Below are 20,990 nucleotides of genomic sequence, written 5' to 3'. Positions count from 1 at the left end.
CGCCGGGCCCTGCGGGAATGGGCCCGGCGCGCGGGAGCTCAGCGAGCGGAGGCCAGGTGGCGCTCGGTGGCGGCGGTCAGCTCGTCGAGCAGCGCGGCCAGCTCGGCAGGGCGGCGGTCGATCGGGGCGAAGGCGCCGGCACCGTCGAAATCGGTGAACAGGCCCAGGCTGACCTGGGCGCGGGCGTCGACCATGGAGAAGTTGGCGGTGATCTGGCGCCAGTGCTCCACGGCGCGGACGCCGCCGTCGGCGCCGTAGGCGACGAAGCCGACGGTCTTGCCGGCCCACTCGGGTCCGATCGAGTCGAAGGCGTTCTTGAAGGCGCCGGGGATGGAGTGGTTGTACTCGGGGGTGACGAAGACGAAGCCGTCCTGGGCGTCGATCGCCTCGCCCCAGGCGGTGACCGCCGCGCTGTCGTACTGACGGTTCGCGGCGCCCGGCACGGTGGCGGAGGTGAGCAGCGGGACGTCGAACTCCTTGAGGTCCAGCACGGTGACCTCGACGCCCTCGCGCGCCGCTGCGGCCGCGGCGACCCACTGGCCGACCTGCTCGGCCTTGCGGCCGTCGCGGATGGAGCCGAGGATGATGCCGATCTTCATAGGGGTCCTTTCGACGGGGTTTCTCGCCCGCTCGGGCGTGGTGTCCACCGTAGCGGAGCGGACCGCGGTCCGCTAGGTGCGTCGTGGGTCTAGACTGTCTGGACAGATCTCGGTACCCTGGACGCATGCGGGAATGGCAGGTGCAGGAGGCCAAGCAGCGCCTCAGTGAGCTGCTGCGCGCCGTCGGCGAGGGGGAGCCGCAGGTGATCACCCGGCACGGCGATCCCATCGCGGTGGTCGTGGACATCGAGGACTTCCGCGCGAATCACGGACGGGATCGGAAGCCGAGCTTCTCCGAATTCCTGCTGTCGGCGCCCGCAGTCGATGACTTCGAGATTCCCGAGCGCACCGTCGACCCGGATCGCACGGAGGGGCTCTTCGATTGACCGCGGCGTACCTCTTGGACACGAACGTGGTGTCGGAGTCCATGAAGCGCCGCCCCAACCAGGCGGTGGTCGAATGGCTCGCCGGCGTGGGGAACGCCGGATATCTCAGTGTGCTCACCATCGGTGAGCTGCGCCGTGGCGAGCGCATGTTGGCTCGGAGGGACCCCCGGCAGGCCGAGGCCGTCGCGACGTGGATCGCGGGTATCGAGGACGCCTACCGCGATCAGATCATCGATCTGGACATCCCCGCGGCTACACGATGGGGAGCGATATCGGCGACGGGCCGGACGCTGCCGATCGTCGACGCCCTCATCGCCGCCACGGCGCTCGCCCACGACCTCACGCTGGTCACCAGGAACGTCCAGGACTTCGAGGGCCTCGACGTCCGGACCCTGAACCCGTTCGGCTGATGGCGGGCACAATCGGTCCCATGGCAGACGATCCGGTTCTCGAGCAGGTCGGGCCGCGGTTGCGCGCGATCCGGCAGGAGCGCGACATCACCCTGACCGCGGTCGCGGAGGCGACGGGGATCTCGGTGAGCACGCTCTCGCGGTTAGAGGGCGGCACCCGCAAGCCCACGCTGGAGCTGTTGCTGCCGCTCGCGCGCACGTACGGCCTGCCGCTCGACGAGCTCGTCGACGCGCCCGAGACCGGCGATCCGCGCGTGCGGCTCAAGCCGGTGCGGCACGGCGACCACGTCATCGTGCCGCTCACCCGCCGCGCCGGTGGGCTGCGCACGTTCAAGGAGGTCATCCGGCCCCGGCCCGGGGCGCAGACGCGCACGCAGGTCTCGCATCCCGGCTACCACTGGCTGTACGTGCTCGACGGGAACCTGCGGCTGCTGCTGGGGGAGAAGGACATGGTGATCAAGCCCGGCGAGGTGATCGAATTCGACACCCGGCTGCCGCACTGGTTCGGCAGCGCCGACGGCGAGCCCGTCGAGTACCTGGGCATCTACGGCCCGCAGGGCGAGCGCGCCCACCACGTAGGGCGCGCGGAGCCGGAGTAGCGGTCAGTCGCCGCCGAGGCCGGTGACCTTCTTGAGCTGATTGACGCCGGGGAGCTTGCCGACCCCTCGCTCGACGCCGCGCTGTACGTCGCTGAGCTTGTTGGTCACGTCGACCAGCGGCGGGAGCACGGCGTCGAGGGTGTTGAGGGCCGGGTCGGCGACGGCGGTGAGCCGCTCCACCCGGTCGATGACGTTGTTGGCGCGCTCGATCATGTCGGCCATCGCGAGCATCACCTTCGGCAGCTCGGCGATGAGCTCGATGGTGTCGGGCGGGATGGTGCTGAGCTTGCTGACGCTGGTCACCGTGCGGCCGGTGTTGTCCATCGCCTTGCCGGCGGCGGACCGCACGGAGTCGACCAGGTCGTTGACCGATTCGCTGATGCTGGGTGGGGCCTTCGGGGGCTCCGGCTTTCTCGCCATGTCTCGATCATCGCTCGCGAGGGTGCCCTGGCGTGGGATTTCGCTCTGGACGCGCGACTCGGTATCGGTACTGGTCCGTGAGGAGGAGAGGCGTCAGCGTGTTCTCGTGGCCCGTGTGAACAGGCATCGTTCGATACAGTGTTGCGATGGCGAAAACTTGTCGGTGGGTCGGCGTAGCGTCAGGGCATGGACGAAGACGTTGGTGTAGATGATGATCAGCCGCCTGGCGGTGGTGTTGCGGAGCGGTTGCGTTCGATGGAGCGGCGGCGGTGTCGGACGGTGTTCGAGCAGTACCGGTTGGCGGCGGAGTTGCTGCGGGAGCGGGTGTGCGAGCGGGTCGCGGCGGGGTTGCCGCAGGATCGCTGGCAGCAGGGTGTGGCGGCGGAGGTCGGGTTGGCCATGCATTTGTCGCCGAACACAGCCGCGAGGTTTGTGAATCGGGCGGTGGAGCTGGAGAAGAGCCTGCCTCACACCCGCGCCCGCCTGCGGGACGGTGACCTCTCCCCGGAGGCGGTCCCGGTGATCGTCGGTGGCCTCGCGCACCTGGACGCATCGGACCGCCATGTCGCGGATGCGCAGTTGTGTGCCGATCCGGCGACGCTCGCGGGGATGGGGCTCAAGCAACTCGCCGCGAGGGTCGAGCAGGTCGCGTATCGGCTGGACGCACAGGCGACGGTCGATCGGAACGCGGCGGCGGAGAAGGACCGGACCGTCACCATCCGGCCGCTGCCCGACGGGATGGCCAGGGTGTCGTTGCTGCTGCCGGTGGCGCAGGGCGTCGGGGTGTACGCGGCGCTGCGTAAGCACGCCGACACGTTGATCGGGATCGGCGCGGACCTGCGGACACGGGGTCAGATCATGGCCGACACCGCGTTCGCGCGGATCACCGGCCGCGAGGCCGCGGACGGGCAGCCCGTTATGGTGAACCTGACGATGCCCGCGGCGGTGCTCCTCGGTGACCGCCCCGGGACAGCGCATCTGGACGGTGGTGGGACGGTGCCGGCGGAGATCGCCCGCAACCTCGTCGGCCGGGCTACTGCCGCCGGTGTCGCGTGGGTCAAACGCCTCTACGTGACACCGGAGTCGGGTGCGGTCGTGGGCATGGACTCACGGCAACGCTGCTTCCCCGACGGGTTGGCGGAGATGATCCGAGCCAGGGACCGGTACTGCAGGACCCCGTACTGCGACGCACCGATCGCGCACACCGACCACATCGTCCCGCACGCGGCCGGCGGCCCCACCAGCTTCGAGAACGGGCAGGGGCTGTGCGCCGCGTGCAACTACGCCAAGGAAGCCGCCGGCTGGACCAGCACCGTCATCGAGGATCCGAGCGGGCGGCACACCGTCGAAACGCGGACCCCGAGCGGACACCACCACCGGTCCACCGCGCCGGACCAGGCGGCCTAGAGACTCGCGCCGAATCGCTGCACGGCGGCGCGGGCGGTGCGCAGGCCCTCGCTGTCGGGGCCGTCGACGGTGACTTTCCCCGAGGGGAGGAGGGTGACCTCGCCGATCGAGTCGCCGGTGGTGTTCACGCGGACGGCCCAGGCGTAGGCCTCATCGGCCAGCCAGGCGTCGGGGCGCAGTTCCGTGAGGTACCACGCCCCGACGTTCAGGCCGATCGGATCCAAGAATCAGGCCTCGTCGGACTTGATCTCGAGCAGCACGGTGCCCTGGGTGACGGCGGTGCCGGGCTCGACGGACAGGCCGGTGACGATGCCGTCCTTGTGCGCGGCGACCGGGTTCTCCATCTTCATGGCCTCGAGCACGACGACGAGGTCGCCGGCGCTGACCTGCTGGCCGTCCTCGACGGCCACCTTGACGACGGTGCCCTGCATGGGGGCGGTCACGGAATCACCCGTGGCGGCCACACCGGCGCCGCGGTCGCGGGTGCGCGCCTTCGGCTTGCGGCGGATGACGCTGGCACCGCCGGCCGCGCCGCCACCGCCGAGCGAGAGCTCGCCGGGCAGCGAGACCTCGACGCGGCGGCCGTCGACGACCACGACCACGTTCTGGCGGGGGAGCGAGTCGTCCTCCTCGATGGCCTGGCCACCGGTGTACGGCTCGATCGGGTTCTCCCAATCGGTCTCGATCCACTTGGTGTAGACCTCGAAGCCGTTCTCGTCGCCCACGAACGCCGGGTTGGAGACGATGTGGCGGTGGAACGGGATGACCGTCGCGAGGCCCTCGACCTCGAACTCGGCGAGCGCGCGCCGCGAGCGCTCCAGCGCCTCCTGGCGGGTCGCGCCGGTCACGATGAGCTTGGCGAGCATCGAGTCGAACTGGCCGCCGATGACGTCGCCCTGGTCCACGCCGGAGTCGACGCGCACGCCGGGGCCGGTGGGCTCGCGGTACACGCTGATCGGGCCGGGGGCGGGCAGGAAGCCGCGGCCGGCGTCCTCGCCGTTGATGCGGAACTCGAAGCTGTGACCGCGGGGAGTGGGATCCTCCGTGATCGTCAGCTCCTTGCCCTCGGCGATGCGGAACTGCTGGCGCACGAGGTCGATGCCCGCGGTCTCCTCGGTGACCGGGTGCTCGACCTGCAGGCGGGTGTTGACCTCGAGGAAGCTGACCAGGCCGTCGGCGGCGACGAGGAACTCGACGGTGCCGGCGCCGTAGTAGCCCGCCTCGCGGCAGATGCGCTTGGCCGACTCGTGGATGGCGGTGCGCTGCTCCTCGGTGAGGAACGGCGCGGGCGCCTCCTCGACCAGCTTCTGGAAGCGGCGCTGCAGCGAACAGTCGCGGGTGCCGGCGACCACGACGTTGCCGTGCTGGTCGGCGATGACCTGGGCCTCGACGTGGCGGGCCTTGTCCAGGTAGCGCTCGACGAAGCACTCGCCGCGGCCGAAGGCGGCGACGGCCTCGCGGGTCGCCGACTCGAACAGCTCGGGGATCTCCTCGATGGTGTACGCGACCTTCATGCCGCGGCCGCCGCCGCCGAACGCCGCCTTGATGGCGACGGGCACGCCGTACTCCTTGGCGAAGGCGACGACCTCGTCGGCGTCCTTGACCGGGTCCTTGGTGCCGGGCGCCATCGGGGCCTCGGCGCGCTCGGCGATGTGCCGCGCGGTGACCTTGTCGCCCAGGTCGCGGATCGAGGCCGGGGACGGGCCGATCCAGGTCAGGCCCGCATCGATGACAGCCTGCGCGAACTCGGCGTTCTCGGACAGGAAGCCGTAGCCGGGGTGGATCGCGTCGGCGCCGGACTTGGCGGCGGCGTCGAGGATCTTGTCGAAGACGAGGTAGGACTCGGCCGAGGTCTGGCCACCGAGGGCGAAGGCCTCGTCGGCGAGGCGCACGAACTTGGCGTCGGCGTCGGGCTCGGCGTACACGGCGACGCTGGTCAGGCCGGCGTCCCGGGCGGCGCGGATGACGCGGACGGCGATCTCACCGCGGTTGGCGATGAGTACCTTCTCGATCTTCTTGTCAGCGTGGGCTGCCACTCAAGTCTCCTCGTTCCGTTGCGGCGCACAGCGGCGCGCCGCCCTCTCCATGTCCCGTCCGGGCGCAACTCCTGACGAGTGTATGCCTACTCACTTGTGGCGCAGCCGACAGTCCCCTCGCGGGTTCGGTTACCCGCGAGTAACCGTCGCATCGCCTATTTCGGTCAACAACGAACGTAGCGCGCCGAGGTACAGAGTGACACTCCGGCGTGCCGTTTCGAAGCCGGGGAAGCGCGCCGCCACGTGCAGACCGGACGGTGTGCGCAGCATCCAGAGGTAGACGTCGTCGATCGAGTAGTCGTGCGAGCGGAGCGCCCCGGCCCCGCCCGCGTCGTTGACGTCCGAGCCGGGGGCGGAGCGCGTGTCCATGAACGAGACGACGAAGCGCGGCGGCGGCGCCTGCGAGCGGCCCGGCTCCTCGGCGAGCACCTCGCCGATCCGCAGGTAGGGCAGGGTGCTCCCGATCTTGGACGGCTTCCACGCCGCCTGCGCCCGCTGCGCCAGCTCGCCGAAGGTGCGGGCTCCGGTGGTGTCGAGCCGGAAGGGCGCGATGCCGACGAACCAGCCGAGCGCCGCGATCCACTGTTCAGCGTCGCGGGTGTGCCGGGTGACGGCGCACCGGAAGACGGGGCCGAAGCCGAGGTCGGTGTTGATCTTCGCCATGCACGCGAGTACGCCCGTCACCAGCGATGCGCCCGACTCGGAGCACACGCGGGTGAAGTTGTTGGACCGGTCGTCGTCGAGCAGATGGAAGTTCAGCGACCCCTGCGGCAGCCGGGGCACGCCGTCCGGGTCGCGGCTCAGGGCGGCGCGCGTCTCGTCGGCCAGTGTCTTCGCGCTGAGGGGGAGCAGCGGCATGGGGAAGGGATCGGGCTTGAAGCCGGTCTCGCTGAGGTACTCGTCCCACATCCGCGCGGCCGGGTGGCCCGCGCCCGCGCGGTCAGCGGACTGCCGGTCGGTGTCGGAGTAGTTGACGTAGCTGCCGGTGGGCAGCAGCCGCGGCGGGTCGCCGTGCACGGCTTCCCGGTAGAACTCGCGCAGCTCGTACGGGCTGAGGATGAGGGAGTAGCCGTCGAGCAGGGAGTGGTCGGCCGCGAAGAACAGCGTGAACGAGTCCTCGCGCGCCACCGTCGAGAACATGTAGGCGGGCCAGGTCAGCGGGGCCGTCGACCGGTCGAACTCGCCGAGCAGCTGCTCGGCCAGGGGGCCGGTGGACCGGTAGGTGCCGATCGTCTTGATCCGCAGGTCGACGGTGGCGGTCTGCGCGCTCCGGCGGCGCGGCCGGTCGTCCTCGAGGAAGACGTGGGTGCGCAGCACCTCGTGCCGGTCGATCCACGCGCGCAGCGCGGTGCGCATCCCGGGGATCGACAGCGGCTCGTCGAACTCGATGCCGAGGCCGAGCCAGGATTCGCGCCCGCCGTCGATGTGGCGGCGCCGCAGCACCGCCTGCGCGCCCCGCAGGTGCGCCTCGTGCACGTGCGACGTGGCGCGCGGGTCGTCGCGCCAGCGCGCGGCGGGACCCGTGGTGGGGATCCAGTTGCGCAGTTCACCCGGGCGCAGCGGGTACGCGTCCAGTTCGGTGAATTGCATGGCGGGGCTCGCTTCGTGACAGTGCTACCCGGCGAGCCGGCGCTTGATGCGGGCCAGCATCGCCGACATCCCGCGCAGGCGCAAGGGGCTCACCACGGAGTCGAGGCCGAGGGCGTGGTGGAAGTCGTCGGGCACGGCGACGATCGCCGCGGCCGGCTGCCCGTCGAGGCCCTGCGCCAGGATCGACGCGAAGCCGCGGGTGGTCGGGGCCTCCGGCGGCGCGCTGAAGTACAGCCGCACCGCCTCGGGGTCCGAGGCGTCGACGTCGAGGAACAGCGGCGACTGGCACTCCGGCACCGGCTCCATCGCCGCGGCGGTCAGGTGCTCGGGGAGCTCAGGCAGCTCGCGCGAGAACTCCAGCAGCAGTTCGAGCCGGTCCTGTTCGCCGACCCCGGCGAAGTCGTCGACGATCTCCGCCAGGGGCGCGGGCAGGGCGCTCATGCGCCGGGCGCGGCGCCGGGCTCCTCGCCGCGCACGATGGGGGCCCGCACGGTGTTGCCCCACTCGGTCCACGAGCCGTCGTAGTTCTTGACGTCCGTGAAGCCGAGGAGGTGGGTGAGCACGAACCAGGTGTGGCTCGAGCGCTCGCCGATCCGGCAGTAGGCCGTGACCGGTGCCTGCGGATCGAGGCCGCCGTAGACCTCGAGGAGATCGGCGTGGGGGAGGAACCGGCCGTCCTGCCGGGCGGCCTTGGCCCACGGGATCGACACCGCGGTGGGGATGTGGCCGCCGCGCAGGGCGCCCTCCTCCGGGTAGTCGGGCATGTGGGTGCGCTCGCCCGTGTACTCCTGCGGCGAGCGCACGTCGACGAGGGCGCGCGTGCCGATGTCGGCGCGGACCTGGTCGGCGAACGCGCGGATCACCGTGTCGTCGCGCTCGACGACGGGGTAGTCGCTGCGCGGGTACTCCGGCTGCTCGAGCGAGACGTCGCGGGCGTCGCTGATCCACTTGTCGCGGCCGCCGTCGAGCAGGCGCACGTCCGGGTGGCCGAAGAGGGTGAACACCCACAGCGCGTACGCGGCCCACCAGTTCGACTTGTCGCCGTAGATCACGACGGTGTCGTCGCGGCTGATGCCCTTGGCGCGCATGAGTTCCGCGAACTGCTCGCCGGTGATGTAGTCGCGCGTCACCGGGTCGTTCAGGTGCAGGTGCCAGTCCACCTTCTGCGCGGTCGGGATGTGCCCGATGTCGTAGAGGAGCACGTCCTCGTCGGACTCGATCACCTTGAGGCCGGGGACCCCCAGGTGTCCGCTCAGCCAGTCCGCGGTGACGAGGCGCTCGGGGTGTGCGTAGTCCTGCAGTTCCGCGCTCGGATCGGTCTCGATAGCCACGTCCGCAAGCCTAGCCCCCAGGCCGCCCGGGCGCCCCGCGGCGACCCCGGGCGGCGGCGTGTTCCCGCACTCAGTGGTCCGCGTACTCGGGCAGCGACCGCTCGACGACGCCCTGCAGGTCCGCGGCGGCCGCGAGATTGCTCGCGACGAACAACGAGGTCTCCGCCTCGGTGCCCGTCCATCCCACGTAGAGGTACGGCGGGCGCGGCGGCGCGATCCGGCCGGGGAGCGCGGACCAGGCGAGGCGGAACCACGCGCGGTCGGAGGGGGTGCCGTCGGGCGCGCGGACGGGCGCGGGCAGGGCGCCGACGCCGGCGCACGTCGTCACCGGGTGCGCCGGATCGGCGGGGGCGTCGATGAGCGAGGCCAGCGTGCGACGGGGCAGCAGGGTCAGCAGCGGGCCGAAGGCGTCGTAGCGGCCGGCGTCGGGCAGCGCGCCGAGCACGCCCTTGACGTCGGCCCGCAGGGCCACGATGCCGTCGGGGCCCGTGGCCGGATCGACGAGGAGCTCGGCGTCGACGATCGCGTTGCCACGCAGGTCGCCGTCCTCGCGCCGGTTCACGGACAGGCCGAGCACGGCCTGCCCGTCGGGCCGGATCCAGCCGAGTTCGGCGGCGATCCGCGCGGCGGACCGGAACAGCAGGGTCGATTCGGTGCCCCCGGATTCCTCGGCCCGCGCCGCGAGCGCCGCGCGGTCGAGGTGCGCGACGGCCCAGCGGTCGGGCCCGACGGGGTGCGCCGGCGCAGGACCGTCGTGCTCCAGGCGGCCGCGGGCGAGCCGGGCCGCCGTCGCGGCCGCGCGCACCGCGGCGGGGAGCTCGCGCGCGACCAGGGCGGCGTCACGGCGGACGGCCCGCAGCGGGGTGGTCGCCTCGCGGGGGTAGGGCAGGTCGCGGACGGCGCCCGATGCGGCCTCCGCGACGGCGGTCGCGGTGCCCACCCCGTCGGCGAGGACGTGCGAGACCACCAGGGTCACGGCGGATCCGCCGTCGGTCAGTGGCAGCACGCCCAGGTGCCAGCCCGGCCCCGACCACGGGTCGATCGGGGCGGCGGCGCGCTCGTCGAGCCAGCCGTCGATCGCCTCCCGCGGGCGCGGTGCCGCCTCCACGGCGATCCGCGGCGCGGCGGTGGTCGCGACCCAGCGGTCCCGGCCGAAGGGCAGCGGCGAGTGGGCGATCCGGCGGCCCAGCAGCCCGCCGGTGAGCGCGGTGCGGAACCGCTCGAGCCCGGCGAGGTCGACGCCGTCGTCGTAGATCCAGGTCACCTGGATGAGCGAGTTGCGCCCGGTCGCGCGGGTGCCCGAGGCCGCGCCCTGGTCGACGAACGCCAGCAGGTCGGCCGTCATGCGGCGGCCCCGGCGCCGACGAGACCGGACTCGATCCGGTCCCGGATGCGGCGGGCGGCGTCGGGCGCGAGCGTGCCGGGCGCGTGCCGCAGCTCGATCGACAGCCGTCCGTCGAAGGTGAGGGCGTGGTGGTGCAGGCCGACGAGCGGCGCCAGCGCCTCGGGCGGGGCGCCCCGCACCAGCGCGCGGACCCGCTCGATGTCGACCTCGGAGCTGGTGTGGAAGTCGAGCGCGGTCACGCCCTCCGGGGTCGCCGGTGCCGGGATCGCCCCGATGTTGCTCAGCCGCACGGGAACCCCGCCGGTCACGGTCACCGGGGCGGCGCCGGTGAGAGCGGCGGCGACGGTGCCGTCGGCGAGGTCGGCGCGCAGCCCCTCCAGGACGGCCCGGCCGATCTCCTCGGGCGAGGTGTCGCCGCGCACCGCCACCGGCACCGTCGACGAGCCGGCGAAGTTCGTGACCGCTGCGGCCGGGACGGCGGGCTCGGCGCGGGCCCGGAGGTCGACGGGGCTGAAGACGGCGAGGGGCACCGCCTCGTCGTCGGGCCGGTCGAGCTCGGCGCGCTCCGCGGCGACGATGATGCCCGCCAGCAGGCCGTGCAGGCTCAGGCCGGCCTCCTTGGCGCGACGGCGCAGGGCGTCGGTGGAGGCCGCGTCGAGGCGGATCCGCTCGAAGACGAAGTCGCCGGCATCGACATCGGCCGGCGAGGGCACCGTCGCGGTGGGGAGGACGTCGACGACGGACGGCGCGGGTGGCTCGCCCGCCGCGAGGCGGTCCGCCAGCTCGGTCGGGGCGGCGGGGAGCCCGGCGGGGTCCGCGGGCTCGGCGCCCGAGTACAGCTCCCACAGGCGCAGATTCAGGTACAGGGCGTGCGCGCCGTCGGCGACGGCGTGGCTCACCCCGAGCGTGACGCGGTGCAGGTCGCCGTCGGAGACGAGCTGCACCGCCGCGATCGCCCGCTCGGCGTCGACGCCGAGCCGCACGTCGCCGGGCGCGAACGCGCGCAGCTCGACCTGGATCGGCCCGGACTCCTCGTCGGGCGCGGCGTCGGGCGCGACGAGGTCGAAACCGAAGGCGTGGGGCTCGATCCGGCCCGCGAGGACGGGGTACTCCCGGCGGAGCGCGGCGTAGGCGCGGGCCAGGCGGCCAGCGTCGATCGGGCCGCGGACGGTGAAGCTGCCGCTGGAGGTGGTCCCCGTCAGCACGTAGGGGATCTCGAGCGGGGTCAGGGCTCGTCGGGACATCTCACACCTCCAGCCCGGCGAGGGAGACCACGTCGGCGGCGTCGAAGTCGACGGTGTCGGGCGCCGTCACGGCCGCGACGGTGCGCACGTCCACGCCGTCGTCCTCCGCGATCGACTCGATGATCGTCGCGGCCCGGCGCGCGGGGATGTCGCCGAGGTCGATGAGCGACGAGATGCGCTGCGCCCGACGGCGGGTGGCCGGATCGAGCAGCAGGTCGAAGGCCGCGTGCAGGCGCTCCGCGGTGAGATTGCGCATCGGCAGGCAGGCGCCGACGCCGAGGTCGGTGACCCGCGCGCCCCAGAAGGGCTGGTCCGCGAGTACCGGGCAGATCAGCGTGGGCAGCCCGGCGCGCAGCGACGCGGCCGTCGTGCCCGCCCCGCCGTGGTGCACGGCGGCGGCGCAGTGCGGCAGCACCTCCGCGTGCACCACCTCGTCGACGACCCGGACGTGGTCGCCGAGGTCGGCGCCGACCAGATCGCTCCAGCCGGCGACGATGAGGCCGCGGCGGCCGCGCTCGGCGCAGACGCGGGCGAAGGTGCGTGCCATGCCGTCCGGGTCCGCGATGCGCATGCTGCCGAAGCCCCAGTAGATCGGGGCGTCGCCGTCCTCGAGCCAGGCCATGAGGTCGGCGTCGGTGCGCTTCTGCTCGCCCTGGCGGAGCCAGGCGTCGGCGGGGACCTCGAGGAAGCCGAGCATCGGCCGCGTCCGGCTGAACTCGGGGACCAGGTCCGGGGTGAGGGCGGGGTCGTAGAGCTGCAGATCGACGATCTCGTTGGCGTCGCGGTTCTTCGCGCGCCGCGAGCGGTACGGCGCCTCGCCCACCGACATCCGGTGGAAGTTCACCGCCGCCCGCACGTGCGTCCAGGTGAAGGAGTCGCCGAGCGCCCAGGTCGCGCGCTTGACCATGCGCGGCGACCGCGACAACACGTCGCTGGTCAGGCCCGCGGGGGTGTACTGCGTCATCGGGTAGACGCTGTTGGTGGTGCCGGGGAAGAACCGGTAGCTGATGATCGTCGCGCCGCTGCGGCGGGTGATCGGCAGCGCGAAATCGACCGCGTCCGAATGGGTCAGCACCACGTCGGCATCGCGGCACACGGTCTCGGTCTCGCGGGAGATGGTGGCGATGTTGCGCACCAGCCAGCGGCCGTAGGCCCGCATCCGCTCGACGGGGCGGTGGATCACGTCACGGTAGTCGTCGTCGTAGTCCGGCACGAAGTCGTTGAGCCGGTGGGCGTCCAGCCCCGCGGAGCGGATGAGCCGCACCAGCGGATCGCCCATGGCGGCGATGGTCACCTCGTGCCCGCGGGCGCGGAGCGCGAGCCCGATCGCGATCGTCGGCTGGACGTCGCCGCGGCTCCCCATGGCGAGGATGCAGACCTTCATGTCAGTTCGTCCTTTCGACGGTCGGGTGGAGCTCGGTTCGAGAAGCCCGGACGGCACCCTCGTCGGCGGTGCCGGCGAGCGCGGCCCGGACGGGGCGCAGGAGGAGCAGCGTGAGCGGGAGCACGGGGACGGCGACCAGCAGGGGGATCACCTGGCAGGCGACCACCGCGTAGTCGATGGGCAGGCCCAGCGCCGCGGTGATCGACGCGGTGGTGCTGATGACGACCGCGACGAGCCACAGCGGGTCGACGGCGCCGATCGCCCGCACGCAGCGGCGCTCGGTGCGCACGCGGCGGTTCCACTGCTGGGCCCGCGCCGCGTCGCCGCGCACCGTGAGCCGCATCATCAGCGTGGCGACGGCGCGCCGCCGCAGCACCAGGCCGGCGGCGATCGCGACGGCCATGAGGCCGCCGATGGCCGTCTCCACCAACAGGATCACGCGCGGGCTGCCCGAGATCGCGGCCGCGGTGATCGAGCAGGCGAGCAGCGTGAGCGTGAACAGCTCCAGCGGGTCGGCCGCCCGGCGCACGATCGAGCGGGCCAGGATCCGGACCGCGACCAGCGTCGTGCCGGTGACGAGCGCGACGAGCTGCCCCGCGCCGACCAGGTAGCGCAGCGCGAAGTACACGCCCAGCTGCAGGCCGACGTCGACCAGCAGCGCCACCGGCGGGGCCGGCGGCGACTCGGTGTCGGCGAGGGGGACCGTCATGCCGCGGTGCCGATCTCGAACAGGGCGTGCGCACCGTCGGCGATGCGGTCGAGGAGGCGGAGGCGGGTCTGCGCGTCGAGCGTGCCGGGCAGGACGCGCAGCTCGATCGAGAGCCGCCCGCCGAAGGCGGAGACCAGGTACGAGGTGCCGATCGGCGAGGCCGGGACGCCCGTGCCGGTGTGGCCCGCGGCGTACTCGCGGATCCCGCCGGCGCTGCGGACGATCTGCGCGTGGAAGTCGAGCACCTCGAGCCCGCCGGGGACGGCCGGCGCCGGGACCTCGCCCAGGTTGCTGATGAGCACGGGCGGGCCGTGGCGCCGGGTCCGCGCGTCGGGCATCGGGCTCACCGCGGTCCGCAGCACGGTCCCGTCGCGCACGTCGGAGCGGATCCGGTCCGCGACGGCGCGCGCGATGTCGGCGGTCGGGCCGTCGCCGACGGCGACGTAGGAGAAGCCGCACAGCGCGGTGACCGAGCGCAGGGGGATCGGCGGCGTGATGCGGCCGCGGAAGTCGACCGGCGTCAGGAGGGCGACGGTGGAGTCCTCCGCGCACTCGGCGAGCTCGGCGCGGGCGATGAGGCCGCTGACCAGCGCGTGGGTCGAGACCCCGTGGGCGCGGGCGGCGGCGTCGAGCGCCGCGCTCTCGCCGGCGGTGAACCGGACCCGCAGTGCGTCGTCGACGTCCGGCCCGGGCTCGTCGGGGAACTCCGCCGGGACCGCGCCGTGCCAGACCGTGCCCGCCAGCCGCTCCTCGTAATCCAGCTCCTCGGGGAGGTGGCCGCGCGCCGCCATCACCAGGTGCGGCTCGGCGGGGAAATCGTTGGCGCGCCGGATGATCGGCGTCGCACCGCTCGCCAGCGCGGTGTACAGCTCGAACAGCCGGGCGGCGATCGCGACGATGCCGGAGCCGTCCGTCGCGGCGTGGCTCGCCCACAGGGTGAGCCGGTACCGATCGCCGATCCCGGTGAGCGACAGCGCCGCCAGCTGCTCGGAGCCGACGAACCACGGCGGCGTCTGCTCGTAGCCGGTCCACGGCGCCGTGGTGTCGCGGAAGCCGATCGCGGCGGCGACGGCGGCGTCGCCCGGGGCGAAGTGCGGGCGGCCCTTGACGTCCACGATGCGGGCCGCGAGCACGGGGTACTCCTCCAGCAGGGCCGTGAACGCGGAGCGCAGCGCGGTGCCGTCGACCGTGCCGCGCAGCTCGAACGACGTGCCGATCACCTCCCGGGAGGTGGGGCGGACGAAGGAGGCCTCGGAGAAGGTGAGTGCGCGGTGGTTCTGCATGTGCGGCTCCTGTTCTGGACGGCGGGTTCGGCGTGGACGGCGGCGGTGCGGGGCGTCAGGCGGCGGGTGCCCGGCGGGCCGCGGCGTGGACCAGGGCGTCGATGCGGTCGGCGACGGCTGCGCGGGCGTCGGCGGAGGCGGTGCCGCCCAGGGTGATCGCCTCGATCCCGAGGCGGCCGCGGAAGGTCGAGATCTGGTGGATCGTCGCCGACGGGGACGGGCGACGCGGACCGTCGGGCACGTGCAGGGCGGCGGAGTCCATCGAAAGGATCGGGCGCAGGTCCTCCGCGACCAGGCCGTCGGGGAGCTCCACGTCGATCGGACCCAGGTTGCTGAGCACGACCGGGGGCTCGGGCGCCTCGCCCGCCGCGGCCGCGATCGCCAGCGCCGTGAGCGCGCGGCCGCCCCGGACGTCCCGGCGGACGGTGCGGGCGAGCTCGTCGCCCACGGCGGCGGGGTCGGAGGCGGACGTGAGCTCGGGCGCCGCGTACGAGGCGCCGACGAAGTTGGTCACCGCGGTCGGGTCGAGCAGCGGGCGCACCCGGCGGCGGAGATCGACGAGGGTCATCGCGCCGACCCGGACGGGTGCGGCGGGGTCCTCGCCCAGGAAGCCGGCCCGCTCCGCGGTGAGCAGGATGCCGGAGAGCAGGGCGTTCAGGCCGATGCCCTCGGCGGCGGCGAGGAGCCCCGCGGTGGTCTCGGGGGAGAAGCGCAGCGAGATCGTCTCGGGGAGCACGGCGTCGCCGCCGCGCGGGCCGAGGACGGGCGCGCTGCCGTACCACCGCGCACCGTCGAGCCGGGCGCGGCCGGTGCTGACCTTGGGGACGTCGAGGTCGGCGAGGACCCGCTGCGCCGAGCCCGGGAACGGCTGCGGCGCCCCGATGTCCGTGGCGCCGGTGCGCACGAGCGCGGTGTAGTGCGACCAGAGCCTGCGCAGCAGAGCGTAGAGGTGCGTGCCGTCGGCGAGGGCGTGGTTGACGGCGAGCGCGATGCGGTGCCGGTCGTCGAACGAGGTGACGTGCAGGCGGGCCAGGGCCGTGGCGGGGTCGACGAGCGGCGCGCCGGGGCCGTCGGTGCGGGCGGCGCCGCCCGCGGGGGCGACGAAGGCGTAGCCGTCACCCGCGGGCGCGACGGCGGCGTCGAGTGCGGGGTGCTCGGCGCGCAGCGCGGCGAAGGCGTGGGTGAGCGCCTCGGAGTCCAGCGGGCCGCGCACGGTCAGCTCGAAGGCGCACGTGGTGGGGTGCGGGCCCACGAAGCCGATCTCGGAGGAGGCGAGGGGGCGGAGCGTCGTGGTCATGGGATGACGCTAAAACGACGTCCATTCCTTTCGCGAGGCGAAGTAGTGGTGTCGCTCGTCACGCTCCCGGACCCTTGACCAGGGTTGGTGAACATCGTGGTGGGCGATTGCTTCGGTGTTCTTGCAGCTCGAACGGTGTACGCGATTGAAGCTTCGACAGTGGTTCTCAGCTGCGGAAACGCGCTGATTGCGGGGAGTTAACGCAATGCTTACGAAATTTGGATCGAGAATCCTGTGAGGTCCACCACGTCCGTGATGGCGAAGATCAGGCTCGGTCCGACCACAGGGCGACCGGGGACACGCCCAACTCGGTCAGCAGCTGCCGGGTCAACGGCAGGGAGATGCCGATGACGGAGCTCGGGTCGCCGTCGATGCCCTCGACGAACCAGCCGCCGAGGCCGTCGAGCGTGAATGCGCCGGCCACCTGCAGGGGTTCGTCCGTCGCGACGTACGCCTCGATCTCCGCGTCCGACGGTGCGCCGAACCGCAGCGTCGTCGCGCGGGTGCCGCCGGCTTCGCCGGCCACGGCACCGTCGTCGAGGAGGATCGCGCAGTGCCCCGTGAGGAGGCGACCCGTGCGGCCGCGCATCGCGCGCCAGCGCGCCGCCGCGACATCGGGGGTGTGCGGCTTGCCGACGAGCTCGCCGTCGATCGAGAGCATCGAATCGCAGCCGATCACCACGGCACGGCCGGGCAGCGGCTCCTCGGCGAGGATCCGGCCGACCACGTCCTGCGCCTTGGCCCGCGCGAGCGCGGCGACGGCGTCCTCGTGCGCGACGTCCGGGCCCAGGCCGGCGAGGATCGCGTCCTCGTCGACCTGCGACACGGAGACCAGCGGCGACGTGCCCGCGGCGCGGAGCACCGACAGCCGCGCCGGCGAGGCCGACGCGAGCACGAGCCGCACGGGAGCGGGGATCAGGACCCCTTGGTCCAGAACACCGGCGTCTGGCTGGTGAAGGCGTTGGGGCCGTTGAAGTACTGCGGCCGCATGCGGTCGCGGTTCTGGCCCCACAGCGACTTCGGGCCCTCCGGGCCCGACTGCGGCGCCGAGCCGGTGGCCGCGGCGAGCACCGCGACGACGGCGGCGACGTCCGCAGCCGACGGGTTGCCCTTCTCGAACCGGATGGCCGCCTTGAGCTTCTCGACGTCGGTGGCGCTGGCCTCGACCGGCTTCTGCTCGGCGCTCACAGCGGGATGTTCCCGTGCTTCTTGGGCAGGGTGGCGACGACCTTGCGCTCCAGCATGTTCAGCGCCGTGACGATCTGGCCGCGGGTGTGCGAGGGCGGGATCACCGCGTCGACGTAGCCGCGCTCGGCCGCCACGTACGGGTTGACCAGGGTGTCCTCGTACTCCTCCTGCAGCTTCAGGCGCAGGGCCTCGACGTCCTCGCCCTTGTCGGCGGCCTCCGCGAGCTCCTTGCGGTAGACGAAGCCGACGGCGCCGCCCGCGCCCATCACCGCGAACTGGGCGGTGGGCCACGCGAGGTTGATGTCGGCGCCCATGTCCTTGCTGCCCATCACGCAGTACGCGCCGCCGTACGCCTTGCGGGTGACCACGGTGATCTTCGGGACGGTGGCCTCGCCGTAGGCGTAGAGCAGCTTCGCGCCGCGGCGGATGATGCCGTCGTACTCCTGGCCGGTGCCGGGCAGGAAGCCGGGCACGTCGACCAGGGTGACGATCGGGATGTTGAAGGCGTCGCAGAAGCGCACGAAGCGGGCGGCCTTCTCCGAGGCGTCGATGTCGAGGCAGCCGGCCAGCTGGGTGGGCTGGTTCGCGACGATGCCGACGCTGCGGCCGTCGATGCGGCCGAAGCCCACGATGATGTTCATCGCGCGCTGCGGCTGGATCTCGAGGAACTCGTCGTCGTCGAGCAGGCGGCGGATGACCTCGTGCATGTCGTAGGGCTGGTTCGGCGAATCCGGGATCAGCGTGTCCAGCTCGCGGTCCTCGTCGTTGACCGAGTCCTCGATCGAGCCCGTGAGCGGGTCGGTCGGGACGAAGCGCGGGGCCTCGGCGCGGTTGTTCGACGGCAGGTAGGTGAGCAGCTCGCGGACGTAGTCCAGCGCGTCCTGCTCGCCCGACGCGACGTAGTGCGCGGTGCCCGACTTGGTCATGTGGGTCTGGGCGCCGCCCAGCTCCTCCTTGGTGACCTCCTCGCCGGTCACGGACTTGATGACGTCCGGGCCGGTGATGAACATCTGGCTCTCGTGATCGACCATCACCACGAAGTCGGTGAGCGCGGGGGAGTAGACGTGGCCGCCGGCGGCCGCGCCCATCACCACGGAGATCTGCGGGATGACGCCCGAGGCCTGCGTGTTGCGGAAGAAGATCTGCGAATACAGGGCGAGCGAGACGACGCCCTCCTGGATGCGCGCGCCGGCACCGTCGATGATGCCGACCAGCGGGCGGCCCGTCTTGGTGGCCAGGTCCATGACCTTGACGATCTTCTCGCCGTAGACCTCGCCGAGCGAGCCGCCGAAGACGGTCGAGTCCTGGCTGAAGACGCACACCTCGCGGCCGTCGATGGTGCCGTAGCCGGCCACCACGCCGTCGCCGATCGGGCGGCGCGCGGCCATGCCGAAGTTGGTGGACCGGTGCTGCGCCAGCTTGTCCAGCTCCACGAACGAGCCCTCGTCCAGCAGCGCCAGCACGCGCTCGCGGGCCGTCAGCCGGCCCTTCTCGTGCACCTTGTCGATGGCGCCCTGGCCCATCGGGGCCATCGCCTCGGCGTCCTTCTTGCGGAAGGCAGCCAGCTTGCCGGCCGTGGTGTGGATGCTGGGCTCGGCGTCAGCGGTGTTGCCGCCGGAGGCGCCGTCGGTGGTGGAGGCACTCGTCATGGACCCGACTCTAACCAATAGAGTCGATTCCGAACCGCACTGCCCATAGAAGGAGGACGTCGTGGTGCTCCCCGATCAGGCGGCGATCGCCGCAGCCGTGCGCGGCACGCGCTGGCACCAGGTGTCAGTGGTGCCCAGCACCGGCTCCACCAACGCCGATCTCGCGGACGGCGTCCGCGCGGGCGACGAGCCCGGCCGCGTGCTCATCGCCGACGTGCAGACCGCCGGCCGCGGCCGGCACCAGCGGCTGTGGTCCGCGCCCGCCGGAAGCTTCCTGCCGATCTCGGTGACCGTCGCCGTGCCCGCCGCCGCTGCCCCCCGCGCGGGCTGGCTCTCGCTGGTCACCGGCGTCGCCGCCGTCGCCGCGGTGCGCGAGGTGACCGGCCTGCGCGCCGGCCTCAAGTGGCCGAACGACGTGCTGCTCGAGGCCGAGCCCGGGGGGCGCGGCGGCAAGACCGCCGGCATCCTCTCCGAGCTGGCGACCGCGCCCGGCGGGAACCTCGTCGCCGTGATCGGCACGGGCCTCAACACCACGCTGGCCGAGGCCGACCTGCCGGTCGAGACGGCCACGTCGCTCCAGCTGGCCGGCGCGGAGGACCCCGACCGCACCGCGCTGGCGATCGCCTACCTGCGTCACCTCGACGCCGGGCTGACCGCCTGGACCGACGACCCCGCCGCCGCCCGCGCCGACTACCTGGCCGCCTGTGTCACCGTCGGGCAGGAGGTGACGGTCTCGCTCCCCGCCGACGAGGTGCTCCGCGGCACCGCCGTCGACGTCGACGCCGAGGGCCGCATCGTGGTGCAGGACGCGGCCGGGAAGCGGCACGTGCTCTCCGCCGGCGACGTCACCCACCTGCGACCGGCCTGAGAATGGGATTCCCGGCGAAGGCCCTCGTCGACGACGAGCGGATCCTGCTGCACACCCGGCCGCACGCCACCCGGATGATCGTGCCGGTCCTCGTGCTGTTCGCCGCGTGCGCCGCCGCCGGCGTCGCGCTGGGCCTGCTCAGCCGCGCGAAGCTCGACGGTGCGCTGCCCGACTGGCTGCTGCTCGCGATCGTCGTGGTGTGGGTCCTCATCGTCGGCTGGTTCACGGCGCGCCCGTGGGCGGTCTGGCGGGCGACCCATCTCGTGGTCACCGACCTGCGGATCATGTTCCGCTCGGGCATCGTGCGCCGCCGCGGCATCGACATCCCGCTGCGCCGCATCAACTCGGTGCAGTACCACCAGCGACTGGTCGACCGAGCGCTGCGCAGCGGCGTGCTCACCGTCGAGTCGGCGGGGGAGGACCCGCTCGACTTCCCCGACGTGCCGCGGATCGCCGCGACCCACGCGCTCATCGTCGACGCGCTCGACGACGCCGACGACTACCGCGGCCGCGACGACGGCTCCGCGGAGTACTCTCGGCGGTCATGACGACGCGGGTGCTCCTGGCCGAGGACGACGAGGCCATCGCCTCACCACTGGCCCGTGCGCTGTCGCGCGAGGGCTACGAGGTGGACGTGGCGGGCACGGGCACCGACGCGCTCCGGCGGGCGCTCGACGAGGAGTACGCGCTGCTCATCCTCGATCTCGGGCTGCCCGAGCTGGACGGGCTCGAGGTGTGCCGCGAGGTGCGCGCCGCGCGCCCCGAACTCGCCGTCCTGATGCTGACCGCCCGCACCGACGAGATGGACTTCGTGGTGGGCCTCGACGCGGGCGCCGACGACTACGTGGGCAAGCCCTTCCGCATGTTCGAGCTGATGGCCCGCACCCGCGCCCTCCTGCGGCGCAGCGCGCCCGCGCAGGACGCGCCCGAGGTGGTGGAGGCGGGCGGCATCCGGCTGGACTCGACCGCGCGGCGGGTCACCGTCGACGGCGCCGACGTGGCCCTCGCGAACAAGGAGTTCGAGCTGCTGCGGTTCCTCATGGAGCACGCGGGCCGCCTCCTCACCCGCGAGGAGATCCTCGCCGACGTCTGGGGCGACTCCGACCTGCGCGGCTCCAAGACCCTCGACATGCACATCTCCTGGCTGCGCCGGAAGATCGGCGACGACACCGGCACGCAGCGGCGCATCGTGACCGTCCGCGGCGTCGGCTTCCGGTTCGACGCCGTGTAGGTACCCCGAACGCG

The 20,990-nt window shown here is 72.9% G+C and carries 23 protein-coding genes; 7 read left to right on the top strand and 16 right to left on the bottom strand.

From position 1 onward, the window contains the following. Positions 1–38: 38 nt before the first annotated feature. A complete protein-coding gene (locus tag WFK95_RS15290) occupies positions 39–599 on the bottom strand; it encodes an NADPH-dependent FMN reductase (RefSeq protein WP_224647262.1) in 561 nt (186 codons plus the stop codon). 125 nt (positions 600–724) lie between these two features. On the opposite strand from WFK95_RS15290, the gene WFK95_RS15285 reads away from it, so the two are divergent. The 3 genes from WFK95_RS15285 to WFK95_RS15275 are packed head-to-tail and all read left to right on the top strand — an operon-like array spanning position 725 to position 1,994. After that, positions 725–985 carry a type II toxin-antitoxin system Phd/YefM family antitoxin gene (locus WFK95_RS15285; RefSeq protein WP_224647261.1) on the top strand — a complete coding sequence of 87 codons (261 nt, stop codon included), beginning with the start codon at positions 725–727 and terminating at the stop codon, positions 983–985. Next, the gene (locus tag WFK95_RS15280; RefSeq protein ID WP_336671172.1) at positions 982–1,395 is read left to right on the top strand and encodes a type II toxin-antitoxin system VapC family toxin; all 414 of its coding nucleotides are present in this window, start codon (positions 982–984) and stop codon (positions 1,393–1,395) included. The genes WFK95_RS15285 and WFK95_RS15280 overlap by 4 nt, the downstream gene beginning before the upstream one ends. A gap of 20 nt (positions 1,396–1,415) precedes the next feature. Then, complete coding sequence (locus tag WFK95_RS15275; RefSeq protein WP_224647257.1) at positions 1,416–1,994, top strand: helix-turn-helix domain-containing protein; 579 nt, start codon at positions 1,416–1,418, stop codon at positions 1,992–1,994. Between the two features lie 3 nt (positions 1,995–1,997). Here WFK95_RS15275 and WFK95_RS15270 read toward each other — a convergent pair whose 3' ends face one another. Then, entirely contained in the window at positions 1,998–2,414 is a 417-nt protein-coding gene (locus tag WFK95_RS15270; RefSeq protein WP_224647255.1) for a hypothetical protein, read from the bottom strand. 186 nt (positions 2,415–2,600) lie between these two features. Here WFK95_RS15270 and WFK95_RS15265 point away from each other — a divergent pair, with 186 nt between their 5' ends. Then, positions 2,601–3,821 carry an HNH endonuclease gene (locus WFK95_RS15265; protein WP_336671171.1) on the top strand — a complete coding sequence of 407 codons (1,221 nt, stop codon included), beginning with the start codon at positions 2,601–2,603 and terminating at the stop codon, positions 3,819–3,821. On the opposite strand, the gene WFK95_RS15260 is transcribed toward WFK95_RS15265, so the two are convergent. The 14 genes from WFK95_RS15260 to WFK95_RS15195 all read right to left on the bottom strand — a co-directional run bounded on the left by WFK95_RS15260 (position 3,818) and on the right by WFK95_RS15195 (position 18,877). Continuing rightward, entirely contained in the window at positions 3,818–4,045 is a 228-nt protein-coding gene (locus WFK95_RS15260) for a hypothetical protein (protein WP_224647251.1), read from the bottom strand. The genes WFK95_RS15265 and WFK95_RS15260 overlap by 4 nt on opposite strands. Before the next feature lie 3 nt (positions 4,046–4,048). Continuing rightward, positions 4,049–5,857, bottom strand: a complete 1,809-nt coding sequence (locus WFK95_RS15255; protein WP_336671170.1) for an acetyl/propionyl/methylcrotonyl-CoA carboxylase subunit alpha — start codon at positions 5,855–5,857, stop codon at positions 4,049–4,051. A 129-nt stretch (positions 5,858–5,986) separates the two neighbouring features. After that, positions 5,987–7,447, bottom strand: a complete 1,461-nt coding sequence (locus WFK95_RS15250) for a condensation domain-containing protein (protein WP_224647249.1) — start codon at positions 7,445–7,447, stop codon at positions 5,987–5,989. A 24-nt stretch (positions 7,448–7,471) separates the two neighbouring features. Next, the gene (locus WFK95_RS15245) at positions 7,472–7,888 is read right to left on the bottom strand and encodes a SufE family protein (RefSeq protein WP_224647247.1); all 417 of its coding nucleotides are present in this window, start codon (positions 7,886–7,888) and stop codon (positions 7,472–7,474) included. Further along, positions 7,885–8,778 (bottom strand): sulfurtransferase, encoded by an 894-nt coding sequence (locus tag WFK95_RS15240; protein WP_224647245.1) that lies wholly within the window; start codon positions 8,776–8,778, stop codon positions 7,885–7,887. The genes WFK95_RS15245 and WFK95_RS15240 overlap by 4 nt, the downstream gene beginning before the upstream one ends. Before the next feature lie 70 nt (positions 8,779–8,848). After that, a complete protein-coding gene (locus tag WFK95_RS15235) occupies positions 8,849–10,123 on the bottom strand; it encodes a hypothetical protein (protein WP_224647243.1) in 1,275 nt (424 codons plus the stop codon). Further along, entirely contained in the window at positions 10,120–11,367 is a 1,248-nt protein-coding gene (locus WFK95_RS15230) for a phthiocerol/phthiodiolone dimycocerosyl transferase family protein (protein ID WP_336671169.1), read from the bottom strand. Before WFK95_RS15230 ends, WFK95_RS15235 begins: the two co-directional genes overlap by 4 nt. Position 11,368: 1 nt before the next feature. Further along, positions 11,369–12,751 carry a glycosyltransferase gene (locus WFK95_RS15225; RefSeq protein WP_224647241.1) on the bottom strand — a complete coding sequence of 461 codons (1,383 nt, stop codon included), beginning with the start codon at positions 12,749–12,751 and terminating at the stop codon, positions 11,369–11,371. Between the two features lies 1 nt (position 12,752). Continuing rightward, positions 12,753–13,460 (bottom strand): VC0807 family protein, encoded by a 708-nt coding sequence (locus WFK95_RS15220; RefSeq protein ID WP_336671168.1) that lies wholly within the window; start codon positions 13,458–13,460, stop codon positions 12,753–12,755. Then, the gene (locus WFK95_RS15215) at positions 13,457–14,743 is read right to left on the bottom strand and encodes a phthiocerol/phthiodiolone dimycocerosyl transferase family protein (protein WP_336671167.1); all 1,287 of its coding nucleotides are present in this window, start codon (positions 14,741–14,743) and stop codon (positions 13,457–13,459) included. The genes WFK95_RS15220 and WFK95_RS15215 overlap by 4 nt, the downstream gene beginning before the upstream one ends. A 55-nt stretch (positions 14,744–14,798) precedes the next feature. Continuing rightward, positions 14,799–16,040 (bottom strand): phthiocerol/phthiodiolone dimycocerosyl transferase family protein, encoded by a 1,242-nt coding sequence (locus WFK95_RS15210; protein ID WP_336671166.1) that lies wholly within the window; start codon positions 16,038–16,040, stop codon positions 14,799–14,801. Between the two features lie 265 nt (positions 16,041–16,305). Continuing rightward, a complete protein-coding gene (locus WFK95_RS15205; protein WP_336671306.1) occupies positions 16,306–16,935 on the bottom strand; it encodes a Maf family protein in 630 nt (209 codons plus the stop codon). Between the two features lie 20 nt (positions 16,936–16,955). Beyond that, positions 16,956–17,228 carry an acyl-CoA carboxylase epsilon subunit gene (locus tag WFK95_RS15200; RefSeq protein ID WP_336671165.1) on the bottom strand — a complete coding sequence of 91 codons (273 nt, stop codon included), beginning with the start codon at positions 17,226–17,228 and terminating at the stop codon, positions 16,956–16,958. Continuing rightward, positions 17,225–18,877, bottom strand: a complete 1,653-nt coding sequence (locus tag WFK95_RS15195; protein ID WP_336671164.1) for an acyl-CoA carboxylase subunit beta — start codon at positions 18,875–18,877, stop codon at positions 17,225–17,227. The genes WFK95_RS15200 and WFK95_RS15195 overlap by 4 nt, the downstream gene beginning before the upstream one ends. Before the next feature lie 61 nt (positions 18,878–18,938). Between WFK95_RS15195 and WFK95_RS15190 the strand changes: the two genes are divergently transcribed. The 3 genes from WFK95_RS15190 to WFK95_RS15180 are packed head-to-tail and all read left to right on the top strand — an operon-like array spanning position 18,939 to position 20,976. After that, positions 18,939–19,745, top strand: coding sequence for a biotin--[acetyl-CoA-carboxylase] ligase (locus WFK95_RS15190; RefSeq protein ID WP_224647230.1), 807 nt, complete (start codon positions 18,939–18,941; stop codon positions 19,743–19,745). Between the two features lie 2 nt (positions 19,746–19,747). Further along, a complete protein-coding gene (locus tag WFK95_RS15185; RefSeq protein WP_336671163.1) occupies positions 19,748–20,293 on the top strand; it encodes a PH domain-containing protein in 546 nt (181 codons plus the stop codon). Beyond that, on the top strand, positions 20,290–20,976 hold the full coding sequence (locus WFK95_RS15180) for a response regulator transcription factor (protein WP_224647226.1): 687 nt from the start codon (positions 20,290–20,292) through the stop codon (positions 20,974–20,976). The genes WFK95_RS15185 and WFK95_RS15180 overlap by 4 nt, the downstream gene beginning before the upstream one ends. Positions 20,977–20,990: the final 14 nt, after the last annotated feature.

The organism is Tsukamurella sp. USMM236, from assembly GCF_037148755.1.
GTDB lineage: Bacteria > Actinomycetota > Actinomycetes > Mycobacteriales > Mycobacteriaceae > Tsukamurella.
The sequence above is the reverse complement of the archived record's forward strand: the minus strand, read 5'-3'. Positions and strand labels throughout refer to the sequence as shown.

Coding starts and splice junctions, on each gene's coding strand:
- WFK95_RS15290 (WP_224647262.1), bottom strand. CDS start 599: ATGAAGATCGGCATCATCCTCGGCTCCATCCGCGACGGCCGCAAGGCC.
- WFK95_RS15285 (WP_224647261.1), top strand. CDS start 725: ATGCGGGAATGGCAGGTGCAGGAGGCCAAGCAGCGCCTCAGTGAGCTG.
- WFK95_RS15275 (WP_224647257.1), top strand. CDS start 1,416: ATGGCAGACGATCCGGTTCTCGAGCAGGTCGGGCCGCGGTTGCGCGCG.
- WFK95_RS15270 (WP_224647255.1), bottom strand. CDS start 2,414: ATGGCGAGAAAGCCGGAGCCCCCGAAGGCCCCACCCAGCATCAGCGAA.
- WFK95_RS15265 (WP_336671171.1), top strand. CDS start 2,601: ATGGACGAAGACGTTGGTGTAGATGATGATCAGCCGCCTGGCGGTGGT.
- WFK95_RS15250 (WP_224647249.1), bottom strand. CDS start 7,447: ATGCAATTCACCGAACTGGACGCGTACCCGCTGCGCCCGGGTGAACTG.
- WFK95_RS15245 (WP_224647247.1), bottom strand. CDS start 7,888: ATGAGCGCCCTGCCCGCGCCCCTGGCGGAGATCGTCGACGACTTCGCC.
- WFK95_RS15235 (WP_224647243.1), bottom strand. CDS start 10,123: ATGACGGCCGACCTGCTGGCGTTCGTCGACCAGGGCGCGGCCTCGGGC.
- WFK95_RS15230 (WP_336671169.1), bottom strand. CDS start 11,367: ATGTCCCGACGAGCCCTGACCCCGCTCGAGATCCCCTACGTGCTGACG.
- WFK95_RS15225 (WP_224647241.1), bottom strand. CDS start 12,751: ATGAAGGTCTGCATCCTCGCCATGGGGAGCCGCGGCGACGTCCAGCCG.
- WFK95_RS15220 (WP_336671168.1), bottom strand. CDS start 13,460: ATGACGGTCCCCCTCGCCGACACCGAGTCGCCGCCGGCCCCGCCGGTG.
- WFK95_RS15215 (WP_336671167.1), bottom strand. CDS start 14,743: ATGCAGAACCACCGCGCACTCACCTTCTCCGAGGCCTCCTTCGTCCGC.
- WFK95_RS15210 (WP_336671166.1), bottom strand. CDS start 16,040: ATGACCACGACGCTCCGCCCCCTCGCCTCCTCCGAGATCGGCTTCGTG.
- WFK95_RS15195 (WP_336671164.1), bottom strand. CDS start 18,877: ATGACGAGTGCCTCCACCACCGACGGCGCCTCCGGCGGCAACACCGCT.
- WFK95_RS15185 (WP_336671163.1), top strand. CDS start 19,748: ATGGGATTCCCGGCGAAGGCCCTCGTCGACGACGAGCGGATCCTGCTG.
- WFK95_RS15180 (WP_224647226.1), top strand. CDS start 20,290: ATGACGACGCGGGTGCTCCTGGCCGAGGACGACGAGGCCATCGCCTCA.